Raw genomic sequence first — 25,487 nt, 5'->3', positions numbered from 1 at the left:
CCCGTTGTTGTTAATGGGTTTACCTATCGGCTTGGCGGCGTTGCTTGAGCATGGGCTTATTTACGGCGGCACCTTAATGGCGGGGACGATCAGTATTGCCTCGTTGGCGCTGCATCAAATCTTGCTTCAATGTTTAAGCTTTACTTGGAACTTCAATTTCGGTTTCTCGCAAGCAGCCGCAATTTTGGTGGGACGCGATTATGGTGCGGGTAATTTTGAAGGAATTAAACGAACGTCAATTCAGAGCTTTATTTTAGTATCGGTATTGAGCGTGGTGTTATCTGCCGTGTTTATCTTGTGGCCGGAAATGATCGCTTCTATCTTCAAATTGGATGATGGTACAGGGGCGATGACTTCATTGCTGGCTTCTGTTATTTGGGTCGTCGCTCTGTGTTTTATTGTTGATGCTTGGCAACTGTTGGCGATTAATCTGTTAAGAGGCATGAAGATTGTCTCGATGCCAACCGTAATGACTGCCATTGGTTACTGGGTATTTGGACTACCTGCTGCTTGGTATTTGATGCCTAAGTTCGAATTAGCAGGAATTTGGGGCGGAATCGGTGTTGGTTTGGGTGTGACAGGTATTCTGCTGCTCATCCAACTGATGCGTGTCATTCAAAAGAACAGCAAGTTCCCGGATCTATCGAATCATGTTTATTCGTGAGCCGCTAGTTACACATTAAACACAGAAGCCGCAGTCATCGTAACGACTGCGGCTTTTTCTGTTCTCATTTTTCTGATTCGGTCTTATGTTGCATGCGATATGTATCTACGGGCAAGGATTAACCTATCGCTATCAAGGCAAAGAGTGGCGTCTATTTGTTACCAGACAACACGGACTTCATCATTGTTTTGAATTGCTCTTTCTGCTCTTCAGTCAACACGTTATAGATGTTGTTCTTAAGACGCATTTCTTGCATCACCATCGACTTCTCGGTTGCTTGAACCGTGTCGATGACCTTTTCCATTTCAGCTTCATCAAAATCCGGTTGAGTCACAAGGCTGATCTGTTTCTTCTTAAGCTCTATTGCTTTATCCATATCAATCTCTGTTCTATCGGATTGATAGTCTTCTACAAAAGAGAACACTTCTGCTTGTTGCTCTTCGGTTAGGTTTAAAGAAGCAATGACCATTTGTAGCGGGCTCAATACTGGCTGAGGCAGTTGTTGTGGTGATGAAGCACTCACAAACGGAGCGGTAACGAGTAAAGCTGAAGCAGTTAAGACACAAAGCGACTTTTTCAGTGATTTCATTGAGTTTCTCCTGTTAATGGAAACATGAGTATAGGTAGCCAAGCTGAACTCGAGATGAACACGCCGTTCAGTTAACTGCGTTCAATTCAGTACTATGTTTAGATAAGCAGAAAACGAGTTAGACCTTGGTCTTACAGAAACCGAGCTAAAAGGTGACTAGAATGATTCGAGTTGCTTAATGTTTTATCAAGGAATGCACAAATGGAAGTTGGATTGTTCTGGGCTGAAAAAGGAATGTTGGTGCTTGGTGCACTGTTTGTTTTAACAAGCATGATGCAATATGGAAGGCGCAGTAGCGATTGGAAAGGGGTGATTACGATGTTTTACAAGCGTATCCCAATGAATATAGCTGAATATAAATGGTACCGTTTAGGGATCGCTCTATTGGTTTTTGCCGTGATCATACGTTTTGCGTTACTGATTCTATGGCCGTCCTATCAGTTCTAGCTTTTTTCCCATAGCGTTTACATTAACTTTTGGATACTCGCCTTGTGGGTCAGTGCTACTTTGTTTGCGCTTGTTTGTTGGACCTATAAAGGCGATAAATGTATGAGTCGTTCGAGCCATAATAAACCCACTTATTAAGGCTGGCATTTCATAAATTCGCCGTGTTGTTTCACCCAAAAAAGTGCTATTGCTCTATAATTACAGTTTGTTATTACCTTTGTAGCATATTGTTTTTCATAAAGAATAATGTCAAATAATAGCTTACCTGCCTGTTTCATCATTCTTACTAATAATCTACATATAAATCTATTCACCCCGTACCTGATACCATAATGATCTGTTACACTCGTGCCAGTTAGCTTTAATTTGTCGGTGGTGCATTTATGTCGTTCCCAGTTCTTATATGTGATGATTCTGCGTTAGCAAGGAAGCAAATGGCTCGGTCACTGCCTAGTTCTCTAAATGCAGATATAACTTTTGCTGTTCATGGGCTTAATGCACTTGAAGAGTTAGCTCAAAACCAGTTCAAACTTATGTTCCTCGACCTCACCATGCCGGAATTAGACGGCTATGGCACATTGGAAGAGATGCAACGTTTAGGTGATACCACACCTGTTGTGGTTGTTTCTGGTGATATCCAGCCAAAAGCGCAACAGAAGGTAATGGACCTTGGTGCTAAAGCGTTTTTGCAAAAGCCGATCGATAAAGAAGCGTTAAAAGCCATTTTACGTGAGCATGTTGAGCCACCAAAACAGCCTCAACTCATTACGCCTTCGCCTTTAGAACTCCCAATTCTTCGCCGACGTGACATCTACATGGAAGTTGCGAACGTAGCGATTGGTCGTGCAGCAGATGCATTGGCTCGTCACTTCAATGTGTTTGTTCATTTACCACTGCCGAACGTTAACATCTTCGAAGTGAGTGAATTGCACATGGCACTTCGTGACCTAGCTGACAATGACCAAGTATCGGGTGTTTGCCAAGGTTTCAGCGGAGAAGGCATCGCAGGCGAAGCATTAGTCTTGTTGAGCGATTCCAGTGTGAGCGACCTTAAAAAGCTCATGAAAGTGCCAACCGAAAGCGAACAGTTGGAAGAATTAGAGCTACTGATGGATGTATCTAACATCCTTGTAGGCTCATTCTTGAATGGACTAGGGGAGCAATCTGAAGTTCGTTTCTTCCAGAGCTCTCCTGTACTGCTCGGGCAACACATCTCGATCGATTCGGTCATCGAAAATACAAGTGGCTCATTTAAGAAGACCATGACTTTCGAAGTCAGCTACAACATTGATGGCACTTCTATCCGTTGTGACCTTTTGTTTATGTTTGTCGATGAGTCTCTGCCTCTTCTAGACAACAAATTGGCCTACCTAATGGAGGAGTTTTAATATGCTGAATCTTCCTGCTGAATTTGAACAGTTCCACTGGATGGTGGACATGGTTCAAAACGTCGATATGGGGCTGGTGGTCATTAATCGTGACTTTCAGGTACAAGTTTGGAATGGCTTCATGACGCACCATAGCGGTAAGCAATCGCATGATGCGATCGGTAAGTCGATCTTTGAGTTATTCCCTGAGATCCCTGAAGAGTGGTTTAGGCTGAAAACCAAGCCAGTCTATGACCTAGGTTGCCGCAGCTTCATTACATGGCAACAAAGGCCTTATCTGTTTAAGTGTCGTAACGTTAGGCCAGTAACCCAACAAGCCGATTTCATGTATCAGAACGTGACGCTGAACCCAATGCGCTCACCAACAGGGCAAGTCAGCTCATTGTTCTTATCTATTCAAGATGCGACCGCTGAAGCGTTAGTTTCTCAAAAGAACTAGCACTGCTCTATTCACTAAACAGCAATTTTCTATGTGCGTATTAGCATCAGTCTGATCAGCGAATAAAAATGGCTAAGGTTAACCACTTTAGCCATTTTTTTGCTTTCTATTCTTTAAATCTTGTCTTTCCCCCCAGTTTTACACGTCAACCAATCTTCTTTTTCTGTGCGCTTTGCAGAGTCTTCCAGGTTAAATGAACGAAAGGGCAGCCACGAAATGTGCTTTTGGAACGGTAATGCTACGGGTTAATAGAAATTAGATTTATAAAGCTTGAGCTTGAAAGCATTATTTAATGGAGTGCGAGGGCTGGATTCTCAAACCCAAATGAATCTCGACCTCAAAATCGAACCCATTGCACAGTGCTTTTCCAAATTGGGGCTAGTTGGCAAGGTGATGAGATTACCTAATTTGGTCGAGAGCAAAGAAAATTTGGGAAAAAATCGAATTTATTTAAGAAAAAAGACAATTTTTTGTTGGAGAAAAGTGTGATTTTTATGTGATTTCGAGGCACTTTCTTCACATATTTGCTTAATGAGGGTGATATTGAGTGAAATAGGGAGGAAAACGATTGCGCAATAAATCGACAGCGTTTGCGTGAATAGTTCGCTAAGTTATTAATTAATAAGAATTTAGTGGAAAAGTAAAGCTGAGGGGTTTGAAGCAGGTATGGAATCTTTGAGAGCATAGCATAAAAAAAAGTGAAATATCAGACTTGCTGTTACTAAATCACGACCTATAATGCTGAAAACCGGAGCGTCTGCCAACGCTCCGGTTTTTTTGTGTCCGAAGAAAAGTAAACTCGTCTGCCAACGGTTTTACTACGCATTTCGCGAGAGACACATAATTTTATGAATCAAGGAAAACACCATGCGTATCGAACAAGAACTTAAGTTAGGTTTCAAAGATGTACTCTTCCGTCCGAAGCGTTCTACCCTTAAAAGCCGTTCTCAAGTTGAATTAACCCGCGATTTTACATTCAAGCATAGCGGTCGTCAATGGTCTGGTACTCCAGTAATTGCAGCTAACATGGATTCGGTAGCAAGCTTTGAAATGGCAGCTGCTCTAGCAGAGCACGGTGTTATGACTGCAGTACACAAGCACTACACAGTAGAGCAGTGGGCTGAGTTCGCTAAAACAGCAGACAAGAAAACACTGAACAACGTATTTGTATCAACGGGTACGTCAGAAGCTGAATTTGAAAAAGTTAAGCAAATCATGACTCTTAGCGAAGATTTCGTATTTATCTGTATTGATATCGCTAACGGCTACTCAGAGCACCTAGTTGAGTACGTACAAAAAGTACGTGCTGAATTCCCAGACAAAGTGATCTCTGCAGGTAACGTTGTAACAGGTGATATGGTTGAAGAGCTAATCCTAGCGGGTGCAGACATCGTTAAGGTTGGTATCGGCCCAGGTTCAGTTTGTACTACACGTGTTAAAACAGGCGTAGGCTACCCTCAACTTTCTGCAATCATCGAGTGTGGCGACGCAGCACACGGCCTTGGCGGCATGATCATCGGTGACGGTGGCTGTTCATGTGCGGGTGACGTATCTAAAGCGTTCGGCGGTGGTGCTGACTTCGTAATGCTAGGCGGCATGCTAGCTGGTCACTCTGAGTCAGGCGGTGAAGTTGTAGAGCAAGACGGTAAGCAATACATGAAATTTTACGGCATGTCTTCACAGTCGGCTATGGATAAGCACTCAGGTGGTGTTGCTAAGTACCGTGCTGCGGAAGGTAAAACTGTTTTACTTCCGTTCCGTGGTTCTGTTCATAATACAATTTCTGACATCCTTGGCGGTGTGCGTTCAACTTGTACATACGTAGGCGCAGCAAAGCTTAAAGAGCTAACTAAGCGTACGACTTTCATCCGAGTGCAAGAGCAAGAAAACAACGTATTCGGTCGCGAATAACGTTTAAAACACTTGTTTAAAATTTTAGGAATTGAGCCACTTTAGAGTGGCTCTTTTTCTACCTGAAATTTGGCAAGTGGCGACAAAGTGGCGACAGCCGAGCAAAAAATTTTGTGGCGACAGGTTACAGGTTAGAAAGAGGGTTATGGATAATTGCTTCAGATAGGTGATCAGGTGCGAAGTGGGCATAGCGCATTGTCATGCTGATATCGGCGTGGCCTAGAATGTCCCTTAGCACTAAAATATTGCCGCCATTCATCATGAAGTGACTTGCGAACGAATGACGCAAAACATGGGAGGCTTGCCCTGAGGGTAGGGTGATGCCCAGTTTATTCTTCAATATGTAGCAGAAAGGTGTATAACACTCTTCAAAGAGCTTCCCTGAGGTTGGTTTGTATATCTCGTTGTAAAGCGCTTCAGAGATGGGTACTGAGCGATTCTTCTTCGTCTTGGTGTTGGTGAACGTAACTTTATATTTGCTTAACTGAGAGCCTTTTAGCTGAGCTGCTTCATTCCAGCGAGCCCCGGTGGCGAGACATAGCTTCACTATTTTCAGCATATCTGTTCGGCTGTGTTTAGACACATGCTCAAGTAACAAAGTAATGTGCTCTTTATGAAGAAAAGACATGGTACGTTCGTGATCTTTAAATGGCTTCACTTCCTCCAATGGGTTCGGTCCTTTCCACTCCCCAAGTTCTTTTAACTTGCTGAACATTGCTTTAAATCGAGCGAGTTCTGAATTTAGCGTTGCGATACTAGGCGCTCCTTTTTGCCAGCGCGCATCAACAAAGCTAATTTGTCCACTCATTCGGTTACTTCTGAATTCAGAATATGTTTTTGCATTAAAAACTGTCGCGATAGGGTTACCCATCGCGTTAGCCATTCTTAGAAATTTACTATGAATGACATTGCCTTTGGTAAGGGTTGCACCATAGTGCGAATACCAAAGCTCGATAAGTTGAGACAGCCTTCGGTGATCCGGCTTGTCTCCCATCCAGGGCTTATCGTCAATCTCTTTCATTGTGTGAAGCTCAAAAGCCTTGGCTTCGCCTTTAGTCGCAAACTTCTTACGAACGCGCTTCCCCGATCGCCCGTTTGGGTAACATTCGCAGATCCAAGGTTTGGTTGAGCCATCTTTTAAATTGCGGGTAGACATAATAAAGCCTAAAATAACTGTATATAAAAACAGTATAATTCAGGCTAAAACGTAGAACAATGTTTTATATTGGGGGAATAGCACATGACTCGCACCCTAGTAAGAAACACGTTAGTACGTTGAAAAGTCGACAGTAGTAAACGGGCTTTCTATGTTTCAATCAATTCAAGTGACGGCTGGCTACAGCATTTTCAAGATCAACAGTGATGGTCCAATAGGGATAAATAATAAGAATCAAGGAATGATTGAAGCGCTTTTGAAGCTAGGTAATCGATTTAAGGCGCCATTTGGTGGGTTTATAGAAGCAGATAACGTGATCGGTTTGAAGTGGGTGAAGCTGGTCGATATTAAGTATCTGTGCACTGATGAGGAAGCCGAAACTATCGAATACGTGATACAAAAAGACCACTATGTAGTGGGGACGTATCAAGACCGGAAGTTGTATATCTTATTGTTTGGTGGGGAGCCAAAACACCATCAGATCAAAGGCTTTGAACAAGATGGGAAAAACAATGTATTCGGATTGTTTTAATACTAATGAGATAGTTTATAAAACGTAAGATATAGGTCACATTGTGCATATGATTGTAAGCTGAGAATCTTATAAGTTTGGTAGAGTGTTATCATTCAAATCAATCGGTTGCATAATCTATGATCACCTGCACTTATAGAGAAAATGGTAGTAAATGTACAACAGAGGATTACGAAGCCAATCCTGAAAAGTACCGAGGCCTGATCGACTGCACTGTTTGTGGTAAGAAAGCTTGGTTTGTTAAAGGTTACTCAACAGCCAAAGTTAATCGAATGGCTTGCTTTGGTGCTAAGCATGAAGATGGGTGTGATGCGTCAACGGTGTTATTTAGTAGTGACGATGTTGATGAAGATAAAGACGGTGATGGTGAAACAACCGCCGATTTAAAAGTCGATCTGGATAAAACCGGTGCTAACTCTCTTTATGTTTCCAAAGACAATGGTTTGCACGGTGACGAAGAATCAACACGCGTAAGCAGTAAGCAATCCAAAGGCTTGGGTAATGGTAGTGGTTTCCCTTTAAATAAATCACTAAGAGCTCTACTGACAAACCTTTGTCGAAACCCTCATTATGCAGATAGAGGGCAAACCATCAAAATCGTTACAGATGGCGGTAGAGCAGTTATTGAAGGGCTGCTGTCTGACTTCTTGGTACCAATATCTTCAGTAAGCCGCGAGCATATTGGTAAGGAGTTCATCTTCTGGGGAACGATTAACAACTTAAACGTCGATAAGAATGGAACGTTGTGGCTGAATTACGGCGATTATAGGAAGGAGCCGAGTGTCAGTCTTTCATCTTCATTAAAAGAACAGTTGTTAAAGAACTTCAAATTGACTGAAGTTTCAGAGCTGGATGGTTCAGACGTTATTATCGTCGGGCATGTAGGATTCTCTGCTAATGGCAAAGCGATTATTAGTACTGGTTTTACCAAGTATCTGTCGTTTAGAAAAATGAATGTTACAGCGATAGAAGAGCCGGTATCTTAGTAACAATAAAGCCCCTAACTGGGGCTTTAATTATTTAACGCGGGCTTTATAGTTTTCAGGGACCAAATCAAAATGATCTTCGACGGGCCCATTTAAAGGGTAAAATTTTGCTTTGCCAGTCTTTTTGTTTAGGTCGTAAACTCGGTATACCCAATACTGACTCCCAAGTTCACGAGAAACTTCAACTTCATTCCTTGATATGAAAAAAGCAGTTCCTATCGTTTTCTCAGTTGTTTTAACTTCAATAAACTTCTCGGTACCATTCTCGTCAAATGACTTCACGTCGTAACCTGCGTAATCATCTTTCTTAGCTACATGAGTAATTTTATCTGCAAGGTCGGATAGCCCTATACTCATGAGATACTGCTTTTCATGTGCTATCACGAGTTCTTCTCCGGCTAGTCCAAGATTGCGATTTCTCTCATCAATATCGGCCCAGTTGTTAGTTTTATTCGTTGCGTTCCTGGTCCCTTTTTTTGGTGACTTCTTTCTAGTAGAGGGCTTTGGAGCTTCCGTTTCGGTTAGAACAACGTCTGAAATGTCTATTTTGTCGTTGGCTTCCAACTCTTCATGCGAAGTCCATGAATATAACTCACCTAAAAAGCCACTCGCCGGGTGTTGATGATCAAGGACCTGATAAATTACTTCAACAGGGATCTTTTTACTGTCTATGGGATAACTGTAGTCAATGCAACTTAGCTGACCGACGTATACAAAAGGTTGCGTTTTACTTTTAATTTTTTGATGAACGCGAGCGAAAAGAACCACCGGCTCTTTGTTAATGATCATCTCCATATGAGGAGTTGATGGGGTGTTGGCGTTTTGTGACTCCCAATGAAACTGTTTACCACTTAATACAAATGAATCTTTGTATTTATGGGCATCTTCCTTGTCTTCTTTATTTAGAGTAACGAATAGAACTACACAGTTTTTGAATCGAGTAATACCCGTTATATCGCGAACTTGCTTTGGAGGAGCTGCACCAGCTAAGTCGATTGCTTCTAACTTGGAGTACAGTTTCCCAATTTCAAAGTTAGAATAATCAAAAATCTCAGTTTCTCTTTTGATTTTGTCTCTAATCTCGAAGCCTAGCTTCTGGAGTACTTTAAAGCATTCACTCGTTTTACCTCCAGCGAAGTGTTTTGACTGGACTGTCGCATCGAGTAACTTAGACAAAGCTAAACCAAAAATGGCCTTTGGGGGGTAGGTGTTATCGTTAATGACGACATCATAATCGGTTGAGTCTTTATAAGTACTGACCTTGCCATCAAGCCCCTCGAATGCCTCAACAGCTGAATAGATATGACTAGTGCTCAAAGGTGATGACAAGGTGAGTAGGTTCGAGATTCTACCTGTACCTGGTGCTAAAGGGATAGGTGATCCTGTATTCGTTAATAGCTCGGTCATGAGTTGTGTACCTCAATATGCTCCCAAAGCCTCTTACACAAAGTATTTAATTCAGGTGTAAGCTTCCAGTCTTGTTCATCCATGATTTTTATAGCCGTATGACAAAACTTAACTTTGTCTTTAATAGTACCTGATTTATCTTTGTAGAAATCTCGCTCCAAACCGGGCGCCTTAGTAACATAGGTTTCAAGTACTCGACCGATACCTTCGTTTTCTTTCTCAAATCTATTGTTTTTTATATTGGCAAAACGATCAATAGAACATCCATCCGTTTGTCTGAATGTTCCCCACCTGGCTTTTGCTGTTTCAACAAGAATGTTCTGAGGGATATAGTTTTCTATTTCTTTCCATTTAAGTAACAGGAAACCATCACCCAAAGCCCCCTTGAGATCTTTTGTACGATTTCCTTTTCCATCAATATCAGCATCAGCGATGAGTAATATGTTCTTATTCAGCTTTTTAGCAGGAGTTTGAGTATCCGTCGTTTCTTCTCCGAATGCCCAGTGAGTGATATTACTACCTTGGTACTCGGCAAAAACATAATGTAGATTTTCATGATAGCTATTGAGTTCATTCGCTCTTTTTGTGTGCCCATTGTCGCGAAGCTCTTGAATATATTTTTTCATGTACGTGCGTAAGTAGAGCTTGTCAGTAACGCCTTCAACCCAGATGGAACAATTAGCTAGCAATACGGAAGACGCGCGTACTCCCAAGTTATCGAGTAAATCACCATATTCTTGAGTAGGGGTTACTACTGTCTCACCATTTTCTTGATGCACTTGTTGGATGGCCACGTCTCCACGTTCTTGCGCGAGATCTAATAGGTGATTCGAATGCGTGGTCATAAAGAACATATGTTCTTCATGCTGAGCGAATGTTTCTATTAATGTCCGTTGTAGGCCTGCATGGAGATAATGTTCCGGCTCTTCAATAAAGAAAATAGTTGGTTGATCTGCCATGAAAATAGGAAAGGTCAAAATGATAATAGATTGAATGCCATCACCCAAGTCATAAATTGGACGCTCGGTTTTATCACCTTCTTTAAAGTAAACGACATCCTTCTCAATCATGGGCACTAAAGAAATAATTTGGCCAAAGAAAAATTTTTCGGATAAGTATTGTTCGTACTTTCTTACCATTTGGCGTTGTTCATGGGTGCCAAGTAGATGTCTTGCTAGATCTTGATACAGTGAGTGACCCGTAAAAATCAGACCCAATTTATTTACATCACGGAAGTAATCAGTTTTTGTTCTTGTAGTTAACAAATCGTTTTTTGGATCGAGGTTTCGCAGACTGCGTAAGGTTGGGATATAAGTAGATGACCAATCAATATTGTTGAAAGATTCAACATGACTGATTTCTTTCTTATATTCAGATGTGTAAGGCTCAATTAGAATGTCTGCAAGTTGTTTTGAAGCAGAACTATCTCCAATGCTACCGATAGATTTTCTATAAATGTGGTCAGCTAGCTGAAATATACCAATCGGAGGGTTAGTAGATATGAGATTGTCAAGTGTCCCTTTTATTTTTTCAATATTAGCATATCGAACATAATTTTGGATATCTCGGCGGACGGATGCTTTCTCTTCGATAATCTCTCTTGCGTGTTCCAATACACCAATTGCAGGATATGAGTATGTATCAATCAACCATTGGTTTATGTCACTAGTAAACAGCTCTCGAATTTTTCTACTCTTACCAGAGTTATTGGGACCAATGAAAAAGTTGATTTGTTTGAGGTTAGTCAGAGTCCATTCGTTAGGCAAGTTAATACCCTCAAAGCAGGCAATCTTATCAATGTTATTAGTTAATTTATTGGTCATCATTAATCTTGGAGGTATTAGTAAAGTGCGATAGCCCAAAGCTTTTACAAAGCTCTTGTTGCTTAGTTATCGGCATATCATGTCTAGTTACTAAGGCTTGAAAGTATTCGGGATCTTGTAAACGCTTCTTGAATTTATACTTCTGATATTTGTAATAAAAAATCACAAGACCTATTAGTATCAATATTGTCATTTCAAGAAGCATTTAAATTCCTTTTTATTTTGCCTTTCTGTTGAAGCGCTGAGAAACTGTCTTTGTTTGAGCGTTTATTGACTTTGCAATCCCCACGGCTTCTTTCATATCACGTATGAAATCTGGAACATTCTTCGTATCTGATTTTCCATCATGAAATGTGAAGAAGTTTTTAACCAACTCTTTCTTTATTTTCACTTTTTCATCATCAGGGAACTCGTCAATAAATGGCTCTATCGCCGCCAATTGAATACCACGTTGACGATATAGATTTTCTTTTTGACGATGAATAGTTGCTTCTTTTAGTAAGAAAATACCGGGGGCTGTAAGTAATAACACTAAAGAAATACGCTGTAAAAACCATACTAAACTCGACGGTTCAGTCGAAGTCGTTAAATCTGCAGAAAGCTTATCTACAGAAGTTAGTTCAACAACCGAAAAGATACTTTCTAACATAGGAACTTTAAATCCTAACGAAGACCCGAAAATAGTGAGGGTACTAGCAATGGCTAACATTAGCATAATGAAGCCAGTTAGTTGGAAAAAAACAAAGGCTCTAAATTCTTGACGGGCTTGTTCTTTATGCTCATGTGACATCGAAGCACCCCCAATTGCCCCTATAACATTTTCTAAAGCAATCTTTTTAGATTCAAATGCTGAAACTTCAGTATCTATTCTTCCTGATATAGAATCTATTCTGTCATCTATAGCACCATTAAAGCTCTGTAGAGCTCCATCTTGAACCTTTTTAAGTTCTTCTAAACGCTCAGATGATTGGCTAGACATCCTTTTTATTGACGCCTGTTCTATATCATTTATGTTGTAGTTGATGTTGTTTATAAAGTTATCAGACAAGGCGCTTATTTTACCCATGGCTATTTTTAGCTCATGCTTGATATCTGATTGAATATTATCCCGTAATATTTTCAAATTGTCAGACTCATTAATAATCTCTTGTTTTATAGCATCTAATTCTTCAGTGTGCCGGCTAAGTAATTCGGCAGATTTTTCTTCTAAATCTTCAATTGTAACTCCCACCTCCACCGGACTACTTTGTATGATATTTTTTGCCTGTAAAAGAGGAAGTGAAGCCCGCCAAAGACTAGACAACGTTGCTTGTTCCTCTTCACCTAGATCGTCTTCAACGTTCTCTTTAAAGAGTTCAAATGCAGTAAGGTAATTATTTATAATATGTAGTTGTATATTTTCAGATTCACTCAAAGTGTAAGCGAGCATATTATCTATGGCACTATTGAAAGAAGTGACTAAATCTAATTTTTCTTGGTCTACATAGGCGGAATAAGGACGTTTAATGTCATTGCGGGTAGCTAAAAGGATGTCTTTGACTTGTTCTGCGGAGTCATTGAATTCATGGAAGATAATTGTATTACCTACATAATAACTAGAACTATTCACTTACTTCTTCTCCATCACCAGCGCTACTCTACCCACAACTCTCACGTCATCTTCTTCGACTGTTAGAGTTGAACCGTTAAAGCTGATCGCTAGTTTCTTACCTGGTAGGCGCTGAATGTCGTTTAGTGAGAGTAGGCCGTCCATATCTACTAAGTACGTACCACTAATTGCTTGTTGATTCTCTTTGTCAACGATGTACGTATTTTCTCCATCACGTATTGCCATTGGATTGGCTACTTCAATGTCATTTAAATAAGACTTATCGAACGTGAGAGTTTGTAGGTTCTCAAGCTTTCCATGCTTAATGTTGAATGAGTCAATATCGAACAAGAATTTTGTCTCAAGGCGTTTTGATTGGTGTTTTTGAGATTCCCTGTTCGGAAATGGCTCCCCCTCTCCAAGAGTTAACCACTTCAAAGATGCACCTGTGTACATATGTGCTCTTAGCACAATTTCGAAAGGGCAAAGCGCACGCTTATGCCAAGTGGCTATTGTAGAAGCAGAAATGTCTAGTTTTTCGCCGAGCTCTCTGATTGTCTTGGTTCCTAGGATTTCATGGAGCCTATCTGTGACAAGCTTCCCACCTTGATAATCAAAAGAGGTCAATTTGGCTTGATTTGTTCGCATATACGATCAATAATCCAATTCAAATGGACTGCGAGCTGCAACTCGTAAGTCCGGTGTTCAACATTTAGTAACTTAACAGGATATCACTATGCTCTCATATCAAGTAGTCCTAAATACGCCTTTCATGACGTACGACCAATACTCTCAGTTCTCTGGAATGCCTAAACGCACCATCATGGATTGGGTAGCCGACGGCCGCTTACCTATTAAAACTAAAGCAAAAGGTAAAGAAACCCCTCTCATCAATATGATCGCCTTAGTAGAAATGGCGACTCGTGAAGCTATGGAAAAGTTGGGGTAGGCCGTCATGCGTTTATCTTCCCTAATTCCAACCAAGGAGTATTGCCCGTTGTGGCTCAATGTTCTTGGTTGGGGCTTCGTTTTCGTCCCGTTTGTCTTCAATTGAGTATTGGTTATGAACGAAATTGACTCAATGTGCGAATTCCGTGGCTCTAAACAAAAGGCATTTAACGAAGCGTGTTGTGCATTTGCGAACTCGGAGAACATGACCAAGTTAGCAAAGGCCGTGGATATGAATGCCACTATGCTGCGTAACAAGCTCAACCCAGAGCAGCCGCACATCCTTACCAGTGTAGAACTTGTGATGATCACCAAGGCGAGTGGCAACTTCACCATTCTTAATAGCCTTTTGCTTGGCCTCGGTGTGGTGACCGCACAAATTCCCAATGATGCGAGTGAAGAAACCTTTATTAAACGCGCATTAGAAAACGCGATGCACTCTGGTGATTTATCCCGTATGGCTTTAGAGCATGCAGGACAAGATCGCCTTAGTCGCACCAACAAACACGTCATTATCCAAAAGGCACAAGCGGGTATTAGCAACCTTGTGCTTCTTATAAACGATATAGAAAGCCGCACAAAAGGCGTTTCCCCATTCTTAGCTATGAGTGTGGATTTGGTCGCCAATGGTTCGGCTATTCCCGGCTTAAGTTAGAGGAAAATAGTATGTCAGTTGCAACAGTCGAACATTCAAACCTAGATGTACCACCACTAGAAAACCCATGTCCTGATTTGCCTTGTTGGTCTTTGAACCGTGAGCAAAAAGAACGTGGCCTTTCAGCATTACAGCGCACGCGAAGAGAACTTGGTGAGCGCCAACTAAAGCCACTTCGCTCAAAGCGTGAAGAGTTACAAGCTCAGTTTTCCAAGAGTGATTGCCGCGCTGAACAAATGCGCCTTTCACGGGAAATTAACCGAATTGATGCCAACGCACAGGATGTACTTTCGCGCTGGTCATAAGCCAGTTACACCCAAACAAACCTAGCTACTAGGCGTTATGCCTACACCCTTTATCCCTCTTTGATTTAAGGAGGGAGGGTTTTTTATATCCAAAATTTGAGGAAATGATGATGAGTAATATTGAAGAACACCTATTTAGTCAGTCTTTTAACCAAATCGCAGAGCGTTTTAATTCAAGCAATCAAGAGCAGCAACACCAAGTTCTTATCCAGCTCGATGCTATCGCGAAGAAGCAAGAACCTATTGCTACCCACCGCCCACAAGAAGACGTGTTGGCCGACATCAAAGAAGCAATGGAAAGTGATCGAGCTCGTGTGTTCTTTGGCTATTCATTTCCAAGTTGGTACCGCAACGGTTCGATTGAACAAGTTTCACAGCTTCACCATTGGGCGAACTTAGATATGAGTAACCGCCATCTGTTTCTTGAAATGCTTGGCCTCCGTGACTTAGGCCACTTTGACGATGAAGCGTTATATCAATTCGAACAGTTCTGTTTATCGGCAGTGGGGGCGTAAGCATGAAATTACATGAAGTAAAAACCCAATCAGAGTTTTTCAACGAGGTTCGTTTAGGTCGTAAAACGGCTGAAATTCGAGTCAATGATCGTAACTATCAAGCCAACGATGTGTTGATACAGCATGAAGTAGACAGCGAAGGCCATAAAACGGGTGCGTCCCTGGTTCATGAAATTACGCACGTACTTCAAGGCGGTAAGTTTGGTTTAAGCAAAGAGGTGTGCGTTCTTTCTCTTTCAAATTCATCTCATTTAAACAGTGTGATTTTGATGGGGCATTTACGAGATCGTTTAGTTGAAGCTGCCGATTGCATGGAAGCGGGTATTGACGTGGTTCGAGAGGCAGGACTCACAACCGCTGATCTAGAAAGACAGATTCAAGACTCACGCTATTTTGCTACAGAGGCAACGTCTCTACTTAAAAAGTTAGGGGAGGAGGCTGCATGAGCACTATCTCTGTTTATCAGAAAGACTTAAACCACGCGTTGCGTTCAGAAGGGTTTACTACTCGCAAGATTGAACAGTTCATGCGTGTTTTCAATATCACAGAAACTAGCCAGGGCGATGTGCTGAGCTTGGACTCTACTCGGGCATTACTTGTGAATGTTAACGGCACTGAACAGGGACTCTGCTTGGAAGATTTCATTACCGCTTGGTGGGCTTTTTGGATTGTGGTTTACAACACGGCTTCTGACCGAGATATCGCAAATCAAGCTTTAGGTGCCGTTCGTGCGCTGTTCTTTGTGTCGGCTTGTAATAAGTCCACTTCTCAAACTACTCAAATGCAAATGTGGTGGCGTGATATGGCCGATGAGCATGGCTACCCAACAGTGGAGGCTTGCTGATGTTGAGTTATGTAGCAGTTGCCCTGAACAGCGGTGGCGGCGTTGTTCGCCATGATGAAACTAACGAAGTGAAGAACGTGTTGTTGGGTGAGTTTGACTCACCAGAGCCAGCGATTGATACGGCTTGCGAGCTGTTCAACTGCCAGCACGTTTTGAACGGGGTGATTATCAAAGGCAATCATACGGGTGGCCACATGATTATGGATACACAGGAGTTAGCAGGGTTATGAGTGACTTTTTAGAAACGCCTGAAAAACAAGCTCTCATTATCAAGATTAATGGTCGTTACTTTTCCAAGTTTGGTAAGAAAGGGCAGGTCCAAACTGCTTGGTCTTTGGCTGGTGCTGAAGTGTTTTTCAATTCATTGACGCCAGTACTGAACAAGTTAGATGAGAAAGGGAAAAAGTACACTGTAGAGCGAGTTGAGATTGTCGAGCGCCTTGAGTGTTACACGGCGAAAGATGTGTTTAAGCTTCGTTATCGGTTAGAGCGTATGGCTGCCAACTCTCAGTTTTATGATCTTACTTTGTGTTTTCGGAAAGCTAAGCGAAACATTGTTGAAGAAACTGCAATGACCACAATGCAGATGATGAAAGCTGAGCAAAGTATTTTGAAGCGCACTGCTGTGAAAATAGATAAATACATTACTTGCTTTGAGTATGAATTGTTACCTTCAGATTGTCTTGAATTGAGATTGTTCAACTACAAGAACCGCAAAAGTGTCGGTCGTGTATCTTACTTAAGTGATGGGTGTTGATGCATGGAATTGAATGATCTCCTCTATAGCGTAGGGGCTGTGATGCCCCTCGACAAAATTCGTAGAAACGATGCCAGCTTTAACGCTGGTTTTTTAGTATCCAAAATTTACACTGCCCAAGAGCAAGCACTTTTAGATTCAGGTTTAGTGAAGAAAATCCCGATTTACGATCGCGTTTTTAATCAGAAATCGAAGCGAGAAGTGGAGCTTCAGAAATCGACCGATCTCTTTAAAGCGCTTAACCATCTCACGGAACACGACCGCGAAGCGGCGGCGAGAATCGCCGAAGAGGCTAGGCTAGTCAAAGGGTGCAAAAGTCAGACAGAAAAATACAGGCATCGAATTGAGCGAAATCGTCGAACTCTGAGACTTTTGGGCAAGGTTGTGAACCCGCCAGAAGAGTTGCAGAGCCCGGAGTCGTATTTCAATCACGACTCGCTCTATGGCTCTACAGAGCGAAATCAGCCTGCCGTGTTGCGTGAGAAGGGGAGGGAAAACCGCTGCGAACCAAAAATCCTTCCAACTTCGGTACAACTGCAACAGCGAGAATGTTTCAACCAGTATCGTATTCAGCACATAACACAAACACCGGCAAGCAAAGCACCTGTGGCAAACAGCGGTGATAGGTATACAGACAAATTAACCAAGCGAGCTGTTACCCAGATTTTCGAAAGTGCGGCGTATTCGGCAATTTGCAACGATGGTTTCACCACGTTCCTAACCCTAACGTTTACCAAAGCTCAGCGCTTAGCGATTTTTGGCGGTATGGCCGATGAGTCTGATCTAGGTCATCTTGGCGCGCGACATCCTATCCGCTATCGAAGAAACATGGTGACTTACGCGAGTAGCTCTGCAGAGAAACGGGTGGCGTTACCGGTCATGGATATTGGTGGACCTTATTCTACTGTCCCATTTGCCAATAGACCTCGGACTAAGTTGATGAATGTGGATGGTGAGATAGCTGGTGATTATTGTCGCTTGGAAGATAAGCCGACAACTGAGTTCACCTTAGAGAAAACCATTGAAACCACTATGGGTAAGGAGGTCTCTCGGATTCTCGATGCGATGAAGAAAATGTACCAAAGGGGGTGGGTCGCTGATCATACTCTTCAAATCGATTACGATAGCGGGCAGAAATACTGTGATTTAAAAGCTGAAAAAGTGTCGGCTCATATTGGTAAGTCAAGTGACATGGGACCAACAAATAAACCTCTCGACTTTCACTACATTTGGGTCGCTGAGTGCCCAGCGAATGAGGATGGTGAACCCAACCCTCACGTACATGTTCTTTTAAAGTGGAATGTTGAACCTAGGTTTTTTAGTGCCTGGGCAAAACGACTGGAAAAAATTTGGGGACACGGATTTGCAACGCTCGAGCGAATCAAAAAGCCAAAGGCTGCCGGCTCTTACATCATCAAGGCCGTGGGTTATGCTGCCAAAGGAGGGGAGTCAACACAAGGGCTGATAAAGGGAAATCGTTACAGCATATCCAAATGTACAAGAGCGCCCAAATGGCAATGTTTGGCATCGTTCGAAGCTGACAACATGACGGCGGTGATTAAAGAACTTGGCCATAAGCTAGACCAGTGGAAAAAACCGTTAAAGCGGAGAATATCAAAGCTGAAGGTTGCTAAAGACCAAACGATTAAGGCCAAGGCGATAGCCATTAAACAAGGCAAACCGAAATCACTCACCGACAAGATGCAGAGCCGCATTATCCGTCTAGAAAAGCAGGCGGAAAAGGTAAACAAAGAAATCTGTGAACGAGGGGTACATGCCTCTAGTGGGAACCGGTTCTCAGTGACATTTGAAGGTGACGAGTCAAAAACAAAAGTAGATGAATTCTTGTTCTGGGCTGCTGGCGCTCGAGGCTGGTCGATGGAATGTAGAGATATTAATTTGACTGACCTCAAGCAAGAGGCTGATGAGTACTACGAAAGGAGCTTTATCCATCACCAGGAACGGCGAGCCTATTGGAAGGCTGTATTTGAAGATAGCCCTCCCATTTTGGATGTGGGTGACGACGAAAAAAGTTACTGGATGAACGTTCAATTAGAATATGCAGAAGGTCTATATAACCCATTGTTGTACAAAGCAGAATTTCACCTCTAAGGAATATTGTAATTCAAATTTTTTTGTCCAATATTAGAGTAGATACTAATAGAGTGGAGTAAATTATGCCAAAAAGTAAGAATGAACGATTTTCTGAATACAACGCTAATAAGAATCATACTGTAGGTTCTGAAGCTTGGTTAACGGAGGCTGAAGTTAAAGCCAAAAGAAGAATAGAAGAAGCAGAAGATCCCAACCATCCAAGTAATAGCCCAGAAGCTAAGGCAGCCAGAAAGCGTAAGCTAGAACAGTTAGTGGGTAAGCCTATGAGGCAATATGGCGATATGAAAGGTTAGTGGGGCGATTGTCCCGCTATAGATTCTCGGAGTTCTGTCAATAACTGTACGCTACCGCAGAAAGTACAGGTCAGCGATCAGCTTAAGCGATTATTAGAACCTTACTCTGTAGGTGGTGGGTTTCCGCCAAACATTGATGGGTCAGCTCTAATCGCGCTGCAACAAGGTAGTTCAATTCGAATAGATGATGAAACGAGTATAAGAATCCGCCCAGCGGAGCACCTACCATGCGGCACGGTTCGCCATGCCCAGCTGGTTGAAGAGTACCAACGCAAACCAGATTTAAGCTGGTTAGATAATTTCGAGGCAAAACAGCCTGAACCTTTAGTTGGAGAAGATGGCGATTATGAATATGAACAGCCTAATTTGTCGTTCTTCCCTGAAACCGCTGAATGGCCGCTGATATGAAGCTTAGATTAGTTATCAGAATGAGGGGTGAATCTCGCTTCATAAAAACACTGTATGAATATTTACAAAAGTACTGTATATTCATCCAGTCTTTTGGGTTTGGAGTAGAGCTATGTCATTAAAACAACAGGACATATTTTTACAAGCGATGGAGTTCATTATAGATGCTGTAGCACTCAGCACTGAAGGTGAAAGCAGAGCTGATGTAGGTATTTATTTGATGAGTTTATTGGTTGCGGACCAAAGAGAAGAGTTGAAGCCTGAAAAGTTAGCCACTATGAAGCAGCTAATCGAGATGGCTGATGGTGGAGATAGCCCTGAGTTTAAACTTTAGAGAATTGATAGCTGCTGTTTGAGTTCTTGGCGCTGATCGGGTGCCAGGGCTTTAACCATTTCAAAAGCTAACTGAGAAGTCGTTTTAGCCGAAGGGCTAAGAGTGTGGCTGAAGGTTAAGTTCATCACGAAAGAATGGCCGCATTCGGGGTCACTACAACTACAATATAAATCGCTATAACCCGCTGAAATACGGTTTGATTTTTGTATGCGGGCTTTCTCACTACACTCGGGGCAAATTACTCTCATATGACACCATGAACCTATCTGTCTGATAGGTCCATGGTACTAAATTATGTTCAGTTAATCATCATGACTTATCTGACTCTACGAACTGTTTAGGGGAAATCTTACCTAGGAGCCCTGCTGATTTATATAGCTCAAACCCATCATTCTCTTTACCAAATGCACTAGAATGCAAAAGGGAATCGTGGACAAACAAAGTATATTTTCCGATCTGTTCAAGTGTGATGTAAAAACAACCTTTGATTGACAGAACAACTTCGTCTCCCCGGTTAACTTGTTTAATGAACTCAATCGTTCCTTCATCTCCATATGTACCAAATGAAATGTGTTTGAGTAGCTCATACCTAATAAGTAGTCGTCGGAATTGTCCTTTATCTACTGCGACATCAAGACCATTGAGAAAGAGTAGTGCTAGCTCATCACTTGAAAGTTGAGATCTTAATATTTTTAAATACTTTTTTTCTCGTCAAATGTGAGTGATGTATATGAATCTACGAAGCTGATAATTTGGTAAAGGTTGCGGAAGTAATGACCTAGAACTTGATTATTTTTAGTTTGAAGGATGTGGAATCGAGACGCGGTTTCCTTTGCATTAAGACGTACATAAGATAGTTCATCATCGCCGAAGTAGAGATTTACCTTGTGACTCAACAGCGTATTGAGTTTAGCAAATACGTTTCGTCCTTGGATGCAGTTTTTATTTCTAGTCTCGTAGTACTCGCCGAGGTCATATAGGTTGGTAAACTCGAGATTCTGAACTATGTTGTTGTGTAGGCTAAGCATGTTAAAAAAAGTATTTTCAAATGCTTGTTGGTGTAGGGCTTTTTCAGCCTTACCTTGTGCCTCTGCAGATCTCTTAATTTCTTTTCTAGTTTCTTTCAATTCTTTTGACTGCAGAATTATCGTGAATAGTATTGCTATTAAACTCAAAAAGCTGAGTATAGGGTTGAGGACCCCTCCAAGGAAGTCACCAAACACTCCCATTTGTTCTTGAAAACCTAGAAAGCTAAAGCTTAGATTCATGACAAGAAGCCCTGAAAAGAAAGCTGCAGCAACGATCATTAACTTTGAAAGGGACGATAGTAGAGCGCTGTCATTAGTTGTAGCTGTATTTAAGTGCTTACTTATATTGCTATTGAGTCGCTTAAATTTTGCTTTTGGCACGAAGTGAAAAAGTGTAAGACCAATCACCAATACAAAAATAATAAAAGTTAATGTGTAAAGTGTGTTCGTGCTGAAAAATGCTTTGATAACAGGGGTTGTACTTTTGGGAGCAGCTAGTACTTCAGCAGTCGCATTTGATAATGATTTTTGAACAAAAAGTGCTCCAATACCCCATAGACTTATTGCAAAAGTAAGTACGGCTAAACACCAAGTTAGGAACTTCTTCACCTTACATTCCTCAAAAAAATAAAGAATATTGTTCCATATATACAAATTTAGGTAAATAGACATTAACCTAAAAGTTATGATTATGTGCTGTATAACCCTTTGAATTTACGATAAACCAAAACGGTGAGCGTGTCTTAAAGACTAATAAAGCATCACAAATTGAAGAAGAGCAGGTGTTTGTATATTTGAAAAATGCCCTCTAATGAGAGCAATTTTTGTGGAATTAAGCGAGGTCTGTCCCATGGGCTGCATTATGGGTTTCGTTGTTCACAACCCAGCTAGCGATGACATTCATATTGTGAATCTCTATTCGGATTTCCGAAATATTTTTCCAACCTTTATTAGTTAGTTCTGTTAGCAGCTCTTTTCCTTCTCGCTCTGCTGTTGCGCAACCTGTTTCACCTAGCTCGTCTGGAACGATGTAAACAAACTGAGTCGTCATAAATATTCCTTATTGTTTTTTTAGTCGTCCTGATGCTAACAGCTTTAACAAGATACGGAAAGCGAATGTAAGTGCGACGGAAAACGCACTCCTCCTCCCCACCTGAAGCGTTTTCGATCTCATTTTTTCGCAATTCTATTTCAGTGAAATTCTGGCGCCGCTATGGAAGGCTAACAAGCCGCTAGCCCTTTAGGAATAACGGTGCTTGCCGCGAGTTAACAGTCCTTAAAACGGCTTATAGAGCGCCCAATAAAATTGCGAAGAGTGCAAAAAATTGAAAGGAATTGAAATTATGACGACCAGTGTTGATCTGGTTGGTTTCATTAACTATCTGAAATGTATGGATTTTTGTATTTTAGGTCGATTTTTTAATGATCGTTTGTGTTTTGTGACGATCGTTTGAGTTGTATATCAGCCCTTATGAAGAAAGGGCTGAGCGTAAATTGCAGTCAAAAGTGTAATTGCAAAAAACATCATGCTACTTAGGCCGCGACATTGTCCAAATTGAAGGTCAAATGCAGGTGTTCTGGTACTTCTGGGTCGCTGTTCACTGCATCCATGAACATTTCGCAAGCGGGTATCACTTCGTTTTTACAGTAAACGTAATCAAATTTAATCGGGTCACCACGAGTACCACCGTTTGGAATGATTGCGGCTAGTTCCACAGGGAAGCGATGACCGGTGATCACCTCTTGTGCGGTGACGTTTTTAATTTTCTCGTACTCATCTTTTGTTGCAATGTCGCCAACGGGTATCAACTGAATCCCTTTTTCGTTGCCGTTTGGAATGTTGATGAACATCGACCGGAAGTTCCCCACGCCACGGCTTGAAGCCATCTTCTGCTTTAGGTCTTCCTCATCGTCTTTACTCAAGTTCGGGTCAGTCGCATAGAAGATAAAGCCCATGTGCAAACCGTTTTTATAGTAACGGCGACGGAACGTGGTGGAGTCCTGGCTAAGCAAAGCAGATTGAACACAACCAAGGTAATCCGGTCCACCGTAGACTTGCTGCACTGGGTCATATTGTTTGATGAAAATGATGTCTTCTTTCTTGTAACTCTTCTGTTTGTCGTCTCGCTCTAAGAATGCGAAGTCACCGTTCTTACGTTTACGTAAATACATCGTAGGGATAGGCCATAGCCCAATGACTTTGCCAAAGTAATTACGCAGCTTAAGCAGGGCAGTGTCACCAAATTCTAAGAAGTCATGTACGGCGGATTGCATTTGCTGCTTCTGCATTCCACCTTGGGTGTAACGGCCCGCAATCATGTTACGGCGAGCCATTAAGATAGAACCGTGATAAGCGTTAGCCCGAGTCAGTTTATTTAAGCCAGCTCTATCGAGTGGCGGTTCCCAGTAGTTTCCGTCTTCGTTGTAGTAAAGCTCGTTGTATTCGTAGTTGGTGAAATCACGGTCCATGATTTCTGGCTCACCAAAGCTAAACATTAAGCTTTCATCATTAGCGGATTCTTTCGTGATTATTTCTGTTGTCTGTTCAGTCATTGATTTACATCTGCCAAGTTGATTTACGTTTTTCAGAGTGATCGAGCGGCTCATTAATGCAGGCATGGGAAATCGCCCAGAATGCATCGGCATGTCCGGTTAACTCGCTGCGCTCTGCTTTGAAGGTCATGTTGTTACCACTATTGGTGGTCGCTCGCTTGATGGCCATGAATGCCATGGCGATATCTTTGTGCTCAGCATCAAACTGAATGCGGTTGGCTTCGACCACATCTATCATCTTCATCACCAAGCGGTTCTTACTCTCATTACTGTATTGAATGGCCACGGTTTCTCGCGGGTGTTTCTTGTTAATCAAGTCATAGACACCCGCGCCAATGCCTGTTGTATCAATACCCAAATAGCTCACGTTATAACGCTCAAACACTTTTGATACTTGCTGCGCCTGGTACTGAAAGTTCAAACCTCGCCAGTAGTGTTTTTCAAGTACTCTGAATTTTTCAATGGCAACAATGGGCGGTGCTACCACAACTAAGCAAGCATTGTCTCGAGTTCGGCTTGGGTCGTAACCTAACCAAACTTCACGGCGATCGAAGGGGTCTTTGTCATTGGGCTTGAAGTCTTGCCACCGGCTAATGTCCACCATGGCTTTTTCAAGGGCTGAGAACTTGAAGACGGAGCTGGCGCCATCAACGAAAATACACATAAACAGATTATCAAAATCGTCTTTGCTGTATTCGTCGCGCAGTTCATCAATATCAAAAAGCTCACAGCCGCCTGCAGCTGCATCTTCAATCGTGACTATGTAACGCCATTGCTTGTCTGGGCAGAGTCGGCCGCCATCTCGGTATTCGTCAAAGGTAGGGAACTCAATGTTGGTGCGAGTATCACGGCCTCTGCGCCATTGGTCACCGGTCCAAAATGTGTAAGCCTGGTGCGTTTTGGCGGAAGGGGTAGAGAAGTAGGTTTTGCGCCAGTTCTTATGAGTGGCCATAGCTGACGCGAGCTTGTTCAACTCATCGAATTTCGGGATCCAGAAATACTCATCCACATAAACGTGGCCATGATAACTCTGCGCGGTTTTTGAGTTGGTGGATAAGAATCTGAGCTCAGCCCCGTTAGAGAGAATGATCGGGTTACCCGTCAATTCAACACCTAAAAATTCTTCACCAATCGCAATAATGTAGCTTCTGAATACTTCTGCCTGGGCGCGAGAAGCGGATAAGAATATCTGGTTATCGCCAGTCAAAATCGCATCTTCTAACGCTTCGCCACTGAAGTAATAGGTGGCGCCAATCTGACGAGATTTAAGAATATTACGCGTACGTTGGTGCAGGTTGTTACGCATCGTGTGCTGATATTCAAAGAGTGATTCATGCCAAGTCGCGAAGTTCTCTTTGGTCAGCTCAACAATGTTGTTCTTCTTTTTACTTTTCTTCTTTTTCTGCTTGTCGTCAGACTTATTAGAACGCGAGCTTTTACCATTAGTTTTAGCTACAGGTTCAGTTTCGTTAGATGAGTGTTTCTCTCCAACTGGCTGAGCTTGTGCATGGAATTTCTTAAGTTGTACGTGGTGCTTGATGAGCCTATCAAGCATATCGAGCTGGCCTTTGGTTGGGTTTTCTAGCTCAAGCAGGGTTTCAATTCTACGCGCTATCGATTCATCAATCGTTTGCTCGCGCAACATATCACGCCATCCAAATTTGTCAGCCCAGTGATAAATAATTCTGGTGCTGTTCAAACCTAATTCGGAAGCGATTTCATTGGGCGTCCAAGCCTTTAAATAAAGGGAACGGGCCGCGTGTCGTGTTTCAGGAGAATATGCCATGAAGCAATCATACGCC

28 protein-coding genes and 2 pseudogenes are annotated in these 25,487 nt (G+C 42.1%); 19 read left to right on the top strand and 11 right to left on the bottom strand.

Annotated elements, in window-relative coordinates:
* Positions 1-664 (top strand): MATE family efflux transporter (locus IQO02_RS22255; RefSeq protein ID WP_265575861.1); only part of this gene is annotated, 664 nt, incomplete at its 5' end.
* A gap of 151 nt (positions 665-815) precedes the next feature.
* Here the strand turns inward: IQO02_RS22255 and IQO02_RS16525 are convergent.
* Positions 816-1,253 (bottom strand): Spy/CpxP family protein refolding chaperone, encoded by a 438-nt coding sequence (locus IQO02_RS16525; protein WP_010430581.1) that lies wholly within the window; start codon positions 1,251-1,253, stop codon positions 816-818.
* Positions 1,254-1,454: 201 nt separating this feature from the next.
* Between IQO02_RS16525 and IQO02_RS16520 the strand changes: the two genes are divergently transcribed.
* From IQO02_RS16520 to IQO02_RS16505, 4 genes are all read left to right on the top strand, one after another.
* Positions 1,455-1,700, top strand: a complete 246-nt coding sequence (locus IQO02_RS16520) for a hypothetical protein (RefSeq protein WP_010430578.1) — start codon at positions 1,455-1,457, stop codon at positions 1,698-1,700.
* Between the two features lie 383 nt (positions 1,701-2,083).
* Positions 2,084-3,088, top strand: coding sequence for a response regulator (locus IQO02_RS16515; RefSeq protein WP_010430576.1), 1,005 nt, complete (start codon positions 2,084-2,086; stop codon positions 3,086-3,088).
* 1 nt (position 3,089) lies between these two features.
* On the top strand, positions 3,090-3,527 hold the full coding sequence (locus IQO02_RS16510; protein WP_004731659.1) for a PAS domain-containing protein: 438 nt from the start codon (positions 3,090-3,092) through the stop codon (positions 3,525-3,527).
* 867 nt (positions 3,528-4,394) lie between these two features.
* Positions 4,395-5,438: a GMP reductase gene (locus tag IQO02_RS16505; RefSeq protein ID WP_016796868.1), complete on the top strand. Its 1,044-nt coding sequence runs from the start codon at positions 4,395-4,397 to the stop codon at positions 5,436-5,438.
* A gap of 124 nt (positions 5,439-5,562) precedes the next feature.
* Here IQO02_RS16505 and IQO02_RS16500 read toward each other — a convergent pair whose 3' ends face one another.
* Positions 5,563-6,594 (bottom strand): tyrosine-type recombinase/integrase, encoded by a 1,032-nt coding sequence (locus IQO02_RS16500; RefSeq protein ID WP_193838619.1) that lies wholly within the window; start codon positions 6,592-6,594, stop codon positions 5,563-5,565.
* 151 nt (positions 6,595-6,745) lie between these two features.
* Here IQO02_RS16500 and IQO02_RS16495 point away from each other — a divergent pair, with 151 nt between their 5' ends.
* Together IQO02_RS16495 and IQO02_RS16490 are read left to right on the top strand one after the other, a co-directional pair.
* Entirely contained in the window at positions 6,746-7,126 is a 381-nt protein-coding gene (locus tag IQO02_RS16495; RefSeq protein WP_193838618.1) for a hypothetical protein, read from the top strand.
* 119 nt (positions 7,127-7,245) lie between these two features.
* A complete protein-coding gene (locus IQO02_RS16490) occupies positions 7,246-8,112 on the top strand; it encodes a hypothetical protein (RefSeq protein ID WP_193838617.1) in 867 nt (288 codons plus the stop codon).
* Between the two features lie 30 nt (positions 8,113-8,142).
* Here the strand turns inward: IQO02_RS16490 and IQO02_RS16485 are convergent, their stop codons facing one another.
* The 4 genes from IQO02_RS16485 to IQO02_RS16470 form a co-directional block, all read right to left on the bottom strand.
* Positions 8,143-9,519 (bottom strand): DUF3427 domain-containing protein, encoded by a 1,377-nt coding sequence (locus IQO02_RS16485; protein WP_193838616.1) that lies wholly within the window; start codon positions 9,517-9,519, stop codon positions 8,143-8,145.
* A complete protein-coding gene (locus IQO02_RS16480) occupies positions 9,516-11,342 on the bottom strand; it encodes an AAA family ATPase (RefSeq protein ID WP_193838615.1) in 1,827 nt (608 codons plus the stop codon). Before IQO02_RS16480 ends, IQO02_RS16485 begins: the two co-directional genes overlap by 4 nt.
* Before the next feature lie 217 nt (positions 11,343-11,559).
* Positions 11,560-12,951, bottom strand: a complete 1,392-nt coding sequence (locus IQO02_RS16475; RefSeq protein ID WP_193838614.1) for a hypothetical protein — start codon at positions 12,949-12,951, stop codon at positions 11,560-11,562.
* A complete protein-coding gene (locus IQO02_RS16470; RefSeq protein ID WP_193838613.1) occupies positions 12,952-13,578 on the bottom strand; it encodes a helix-turn-helix domain-containing protein in 627 nt (208 codons plus the stop codon).
* A gap of 88 nt (positions 13,579-13,666) precedes the next feature.
* On the opposite strand from IQO02_RS16470, the gene IQO02_RS16465 reads away from it, so the two are divergent.
* From IQO02_RS16465 to IQO02_RS16415, 12 genes and pseudogenes are all read left to right on the top strand, one after another.
* Positions 13,667-13,879 (top strand): hypothetical protein, encoded by a 213-nt coding sequence (locus tag IQO02_RS16465; protein ID WP_004742462.1) that lies wholly within the window; start codon positions 13,667-13,669, stop codon positions 13,877-13,879.
* A 114-nt stretch (positions 13,880-13,993) separates the two neighbouring features.
* Complete coding sequence (locus IQO02_RS16460; protein ID WP_016793057.1) at positions 13,994-14,533, top strand: phage regulatory CII family protein; 540 nt, start codon at positions 13,994-13,996, stop codon at positions 14,531-14,533.
* Positions 14,534-14,544: 11 nt separating this feature from the next.
* On the top strand, positions 14,545-14,838 hold the full coding sequence (locus tag IQO02_RS16455; RefSeq protein ID WP_016798827.1) for a hypothetical protein: 294 nt from the start codon (positions 14,545-14,547) through the stop codon (positions 14,836-14,838).
* 110 nt (positions 14,839-14,948) lie between these two features.
* Complete coding sequence (locus tag IQO02_RS16450) at positions 14,949-15,353, top strand: hypothetical protein (protein WP_026084426.1); 405 nt, start codon at positions 14,949-14,951, stop codon at positions 15,351-15,353.
* A gap of 2 nt (positions 15,354-15,355) precedes the next feature.
* Positions 15,356-15,799, top strand: coding sequence for a DUF3850 domain-containing protein (locus IQO02_RS16445; protein ID WP_017632641.1), 444 nt, complete (start codon positions 15,356-15,358; stop codon positions 15,797-15,799).
* The gene (locus IQO02_RS16440; protein WP_016788132.1) at positions 15,796-16,197 is read left to right on the top strand and encodes a hypothetical protein; all 402 of its coding nucleotides are present in this window, start codon (positions 15,796-15,798) and stop codon (positions 16,195-16,197) included. The genes IQO02_RS16445 and IQO02_RS16440 overlap by 4 nt, the downstream gene beginning before the upstream one ends.
* Positions 16,197-16,427, top strand: coding sequence for a hypothetical protein (locus IQO02_RS16435; RefSeq protein WP_102518963.1), 231 nt, complete (start codon positions 16,197-16,199; stop codon positions 16,425-16,427). Before IQO02_RS16440 ends, IQO02_RS16435 begins: the two co-directional genes overlap by 1 nt.
* Complete coding sequence (locus IQO02_RS16430; protein ID WP_193838612.1) at positions 16,424-16,954, top strand: hypothetical protein; 531 nt, start codon at positions 16,424-16,426, stop codon at positions 16,952-16,954. The genes IQO02_RS16435 and IQO02_RS16430 overlap by 4 nt, the downstream gene beginning before the upstream one ends.
* 3 nt (positions 16,955-16,957) lie before the next feature.
* Positions 16,958-19,066: a hypothetical protein gene (locus IQO02_RS16425; RefSeq protein ID WP_193838611.1), complete on the top strand. Its 2,109-nt coding sequence runs from the start codon at positions 16,958-16,960 to the stop codon at positions 19,064-19,066.
* A 65-nt stretch (positions 19,067-19,131) separates the two neighbouring features.
* Complete coding sequence (locus IQO02_RS16420; protein ID WP_193838610.1) at positions 19,132-19,362, top strand: hypothetical protein; 231 nt, start codon at positions 19,132-19,134, stop codon at positions 19,360-19,362.
* 24 nt (positions 19,363-19,386) lie between these two features.
* Positions 19,387-19,770 (top strand): annotated as a pseudogene (locus tag IQO02_RS22250) (replication endonuclease); the annotation flags it as partial.
* Between the two features lie 112 nt (positions 19,771-19,882).
* Positions 19,883-20,104 (top strand): hypothetical protein, encoded by a 222-nt coding sequence (locus tag IQO02_RS16415; protein ID WP_193838609.1) that lies wholly within the window; start codon positions 19,883-19,885, stop codon positions 20,102-20,104.
* Here IQO02_RS16415 and IQO02_RS16410 read toward each other — a convergent pair.
* From IQO02_RS16410 to IQO02_RS16385, 5 genes and pseudogenes are all read right to left on the bottom strand, one after another.
* Positions 20,101-20,352 (bottom strand): ogr/Delta-like zinc finger family protein, encoded by a 252-nt coding sequence (locus IQO02_RS16410; RefSeq protein ID WP_193838608.1) that lies wholly within the window; start codon positions 20,350-20,352, stop codon positions 20,101-20,103. The two genes, IQO02_RS16415 and IQO02_RS16410, sit on opposite strands and share 4 nt — an antisense overlap.
* A gap of 61 nt (positions 20,353-20,413) precedes the next feature.
* Positions 20,414-21,132: pseudogene (locus tag IQO02_RS22590) on the bottom strand (putative phage abortive infection protein).
* 832 nt (positions 21,133-21,964) lie between these two features.
* Positions 21,965-22,183: a hypothetical protein gene (locus tag IQO02_RS16395; protein WP_193838606.1), complete on the bottom strand. Its 219-nt coding sequence runs from the start codon at positions 22,181-22,183 to the stop codon at positions 21,965-21,967.
* Positions 22,184-22,665: 482 nt separating this feature from the next.
* Entirely contained in the window at positions 22,666-23,685 is a 1,020-nt protein-coding gene (locus IQO02_RS16390) for a phage portal protein (protein ID WP_016788140.1), read from the bottom strand.
* A 4-nt stretch (positions 23,686-23,689) separates the two neighbouring features.
* On the bottom strand, positions 23,690-25,471 hold the full coding sequence (locus IQO02_RS16385) for a terminase large subunit domain-containing protein (protein WP_193838605.1): 1,782 nt from the start codon (positions 25,469-25,471) through the stop codon (positions 23,690-23,692).
* Positions 25,472-25,487 lie beyond the last annotated feature (16 nt).

The organism is Vibrio sp. OPT24 (assembly GCF_015163545.1).
Lineage (GTDB): Bacteria > Pseudomonadota > Gammaproteobacteria > Enterobacterales > Vibrionaceae > Vibrio > Vibrio cyclitrophicus.
Note: the sequence above shows the minus strand (reverse complement) of the source record. Positions and strands in the feature narration are given on the sequence as shown.

Bases quoted from the DNA above. Each gene is read 5' to 3' on its own strand.
- IQO02_RS16525 (WP_010430581.1), bottom strand. From the start codon at position 1,253: ATGAAATCACTGAAAAAGTCGCTTTGTGTCTTAACTGCTTCAGCTTTA.
- IQO02_RS16520 (WP_010430578.1), top strand. From the start codon at position 1,455: ATGGAAGTTGGATTGTTCTGGGCTGAAAAAGGAATGTTGGTGCTTGGT.
- IQO02_RS16515 (WP_010430576.1), top strand. From the start codon at position 2,084: ATGTCGTTCCCAGTTCTTATATGTGATGATTCTGCGTTAGCAAGGAAG.
- IQO02_RS16510 (WP_004731659.1), top strand. From the start codon at position 3,090: ATGCTGAATCTTCCTGCTGAATTTGAACAGTTCCACTGGATGGTGGAC.
- IQO02_RS16505 (WP_016796868.1), top strand. From the start codon at position 4,395: ATGCGTATCGAACAAGAACTTAAGTTAGGTTTCAAAGATGTACTCTTC.
- IQO02_RS16500 (WP_193838619.1), bottom strand. From the start codon at position 6,594: ATGTCTACCCGCAATTTAAAAGATGGCTCAACCAAACCTTGGATCTGC.
- IQO02_RS16495 (WP_193838618.1), top strand. From the start codon at position 6,746: ATGTTTCAATCAATTCAAGTGACGGCTGGCTACAGCATTTTCAAGATC.
- IQO02_RS16490 (WP_193838617.1), top strand. From the start codon at position 7,246: ATGATCACCTGCACTTATAGAGAAAATGGTAGTAAATGTACAACAGAG.
- IQO02_RS16485 (WP_193838616.1), bottom strand. From the start codon at position 9,519: ATGACCGAGCTATTAACGAATACAGGATCACCTATCCCTTTAGCACCA.
- IQO02_RS16480 (WP_193838615.1), bottom strand. From the start codon at position 11,342: ATGACCAATAAATTAACTAATAACATTGATAAGATTGCCTGCTTTGAG.
- IQO02_RS16470 (WP_193838613.1), bottom strand. From the start codon at position 13,578: ATGCGAACAAATCAAGCCAAATTGACCTCTTTTGATTATCAAGGTGGG.
- IQO02_RS16465 (WP_004742462.1), top strand. From the start codon at position 13,667: ATGCTCTCATATCAAGTAGTCCTAAATACGCCTTTCATGACGTACGAC.
- IQO02_RS16460 (WP_016793057.1), top strand. From the start codon at position 13,994: ATGAACGAAATTGACTCAATGTGCGAATTCCGTGGCTCTAAACAAAAG.
- IQO02_RS16455 (WP_016798827.1), top strand. From the start codon at position 14,545: ATGTCAGTTGCAACAGTCGAACATTCAAACCTAGATGTACCACCACTA.
- IQO02_RS16450 (WP_026084426.1), top strand. From the start codon at position 14,949: ATGAGTAATATTGAAGAACACCTATTTAGTCAGTCTTTTAACCAAATC.
- IQO02_RS16445 (WP_017632641.1), top strand. From the start codon at position 15,356: ATGAAATTACATGAAGTAAAAACCCAATCAGAGTTTTTCAACGAGGTT.
- IQO02_RS16440 (WP_016788132.1), top strand. From the start codon at position 15,796: ATGAGCACTATCTCTGTTTATCAGAAAGACTTAAACCACGCGTTGCGT.
- IQO02_RS16435 (WP_102518963.1), top strand. From the start codon at position 16,197: ATGTTGAGTTATGTAGCAGTTGCCCTGAACAGCGGTGGCGGCGTTGTT.
- IQO02_RS16430 (WP_193838612.1), top strand. From the start codon at position 16,424: ATGAGTGACTTTTTAGAAACGCCTGAAAAACAAGCTCTCATTATCAAG.
- IQO02_RS16425 (WP_193838611.1), top strand. From the start codon at position 16,958: ATGGAATTGAATGATCTCCTCTATAGCGTAGGGGCTGTGATGCCCCTC.
- IQO02_RS16420 (WP_193838610.1), top strand. From the start codon at position 19,132: ATGCCAAAAAGTAAGAATGAACGATTTTCTGAATACAACGCTAATAAG.
- IQO02_RS16415 (WP_193838609.1), top strand. From the start codon at position 19,883: ATGTCATTAAAACAACAGGACATATTTTTACAAGCGATGGAGTTCATT.
- IQO02_RS16410 (WP_193838608.1), bottom strand. From the start codon at position 20,352: ATGAGAGTAATTTGCCCCGAGTGTAGTGAGAAAGCCCGCATACAAAAA.
- IQO02_RS16395 (WP_193838606.1), bottom strand. From the start codon at position 22,183: ATGACGACTCAGTTTGTTTACATCGTTCCAGACGAGCTAGGTGAAACA.
- IQO02_RS16390 (WP_016788140.1), bottom strand. From the start codon at position 23,685: ATGACTGAACAGACAACAGAAATAATCACGAAAGAATCCGCTAATGAT.
- IQO02_RS16385 (WP_193838605.1), bottom strand. From the start codon at position 25,471: ATGGCATATTCTCCTGAAACACGACACGCGGCCCGTTCCCTTTATTTA.